The sequence below is a fragment of the Coprococcus intestinihominis genome, from assembly GCF_040096555.1.
GTDB classification, from domain to species: domain Bacteria; phylum Bacillota; class Clostridia; order Lachnospirales; family Lachnospiraceae; genus Coprococcus_A; species Coprococcus_A intestinihominis.
In genome coordinates this window covers 1-2,917 of record NZ_JBBMEK010000339.1, presented here as the reverse complement: position 1 = coordinate 2,917, position 2,917 = coordinate 1, and the positions used below count along the sequence as shown (strand labels likewise).

The 2,917-nt window shown below is 41.8% G+C and carries 3 protein-coding genes; all 3 read right to left on the bottom strand.

Translation table 11 applies throughout. The features are described from left to right. The coding region (locus WMO25_RS16770; protein WP_349086294.1) for a hypothetical protein at positions 1-419 on the bottom strand (419 nt) is incomplete at its 3' end. A gap of 229 nt (positions 420-648) precedes the next feature. Continuing rightward, on the bottom strand, positions 649-1,215 hold the full coding sequence (locus WMO25_RS16765) for a hypothetical protein (protein ID WP_349086293.1): 567 nt from the start codon (positions 1,213-1,215) through the stop codon (positions 649-651). Between the two features lie 363 nt (positions 1,216-1,578). Then, the coding region (locus tag WMO25_RS16760; RefSeq protein WP_349086292.1) for an RHS repeat domain-containing protein at positions 1,579-2,917 on the bottom strand (1,339 nt) is incomplete at its 5' end.

The window sequence follows — 2,917 nt, the reverse complement described above, 5'->3', positions numbered from 1 at the left end:
CCTGTCTGTCCGCCGTCGGATGCTGTTTCATAGGTATAAGCTGTCGTATGTTTCCCGCCGTTTCTCCTGATGGATGAAAGTCTGCCCAGCTTGTCAAAGGTCTTTTCAACCTTGGCACTGCCGCAGGCCACAGCTGTCTCACGGCTGTCCGCATCATAACCCCTTGTGACGGTTCTTACGCCATCCGGTGTGGTCTGGACTTCTTTTACCAGGCAGTCATTGGCATCATAAGTGTATCGGTAGGCTGTACCGTCATCAAAGACTGCTTCACACAGCCTGTCTGTCAGGTCATAGCCGTAAGTGCAGGATTTTCCGGATACCTGTCCATCCACAAATCGGGCGATACGACCCAGTTTATCATAGATGTAGCGGCCAATCAGATAGCAGCTGCCATCCTTCGATGCTTTTACTTCTGTCACACGGTCAAGATTGTCATACGTATAGGTCACTTCCCAGCCGTTGGCATAGGTGCTCTTTAAGAGGTTGCCGTTCTTGGCCTCATAGTCATGGCTGACTGCCGCCTTTCCGGCGATGGATACGCTCTTTCTGTTGCCGAATCCGTCATAGGCAAAGGTATAGTCAAAGCCGTTATGGGTGATCTTGGTCAGACGGTATTTGTCTTGTGATATTGCAGTCCATGTCTATACACTAAATTTGTTCTTTCCAAGGAGTTCTTTTCTCAGGTTTATTATCCTCCAATTCTATATGCCATTCCTTTAATTTTTCCATAATTATATCTTTTTCTATTGCACCCTGAAAATATTTCAAATTCTTACTTTTTTCATCTCCATTTGTCAAATATATACAAAAAACAGACCGATTAAACAACATTTTGATATATACTGGATTTAAAAATCGGGGTTTTAAAAATCGACTCTTGGAAAAAACAATGCATTCATGGTACTTATTTATTCCTCTGCCTAAATTAACACAATTACCATTTATTCGTTTCACAGGCAACTCATTCCATAAATACTGTCTCTTATATTTACCATCTTTTATTACTATACCTGCTTCACTTAAAATAAGGGTTTCATTTCCAACAAACACTGGTCTTAACGATAATAATGAAATGATAATTAATAGAATCGTCCACCACCATACATCATTCTCCCATTTTAAAATTATCACAAGTAAATTTGTTAGAATCACTCCAAATAGTACAGAAGCCCTATCATCCGCTGCCCGAATTACCAATAAATCTTCCTCACTCAATATCAAATATACCTCCCATACACCAAACAAATTATTTACATCGATTCAGCTACTACTTTTCTCAATCCCCTATAAAAACTTTTTGACACGTATGAAACGATTTAATTTGCTCTAAGTCATAACCACCACTTCAAGTGGTGGTTTGTTTTAACTCTTATAAGGGCTTTGTTACTGCTCGTCCAGAAGGACAGTGTCGCAAGCATTGATTGTCCATTTGGACCGCCTCCTATGTTTTGAGATTGGCTTGCGACACCATTCTCCTTTTAACATAGGAGGCTTTGTTATAGCATATGCCACGTTTCCACTTACTCTATTCTCCCCAACATAGTTGGAGGATTAATTTTTTTATTAATTGATACCTTCTTATCGCAGTCTATCCCATCTAACAAATCTACGATTATGATAAATATACCGACGCTCACGATATGTTCTTCCATTTCTTCTTACTTTTTTATCTGCTATCTTTCGTGGTTCCCGGCCTCTTATATTTCGTTTCTTTGAAGAATGATTTGTTCTATTTCTGGAGTACGATAAGGTTACTGCTGTAGTTATTCCAGAAGACATACACGCATTTCCTGTCCCTACCGCCAAATCAATAACGCTTGTAGCAATCGTTTCTCCTACTTGAATTTCTCCATTCGAAAAAGTATTCAATTTTGACAAATTTCCAATACTTATAGCAGAAAAGCCAGCTGAAATACAGCCATTAAATAATGATGCCTCTATAGTTGCTCCGCCTTTATAGCTTGTATATGCTGTATAAACGCCATTTAAAAGAATTGCACATGGACTGTATTTAGCCACACCACTTAATGCTCCAAATGTTGCTGCAATAATTGCATCTTTCATACCAAATTCCTGTCCAGTTGCTTGGGCTGAAATTAATGATGTAACAACATTTATAGTCGCACCTATAGCTGCGCCTACTACCCATTCTGCTATATCTCCGCACTCATCTACTTTTTCCAACGAATTATTATCACAATACAAATATAAATTTTTATTTGTAAAACCCACATAGGTACTTGTCAACACATCTTCTTCATCTGCACTGATAAACCTGCAGATCTCCGGCTGATAATAGCGGCTCTTCAGATAGTACATCCCCGTCTCTTCATCATAGTAGTACCCCTTAAATCTGTACGGGTTGTCCTTTCCAAGTGTCCCTGCCATGCTGCCTGTGATGCCTGTCAGCATTCCCCAGCTGTCATATCTGTAGTTTACTACAGCTGTACCATTGGCGTCAACCAGTCCTGTGATGCTCATTAAGCCGTCACGGATATAATAGTAATCCGCACCCTTATAACGGATGGCTGTCAGCTGGCCGCTGCCGTCATACAGGTAATGCTGCCATACACCGTTCTTCTTCTCAGACAGGACACTGCCGCCCGCTGTCAGGTATTCTGTTGTGATACCGTTTACTTTCTTGGATGTCCGGATGCCCGATGCATCATAGGTATACACTGCCTCCAGGCCATCACCTGTCACTTTCTCAAGCAGGCTTCCCTTTGTCCAGCTGTAGGTATATTTCCCGTCACTGAGCAGGTTGCCGTTGGCATCATAGGTGAAGTTCCTTGTCTTCCCCTCCATGGTAACCGATGCCAGCTGGTCTTTCCATGTGCTGCCATAGGCAAAAGTTTTAAGGACAGTCCCTGTTCCTTCCGGTCCGCCCTCTGCCCCTGCCGGGTAACTGCGCACTTCC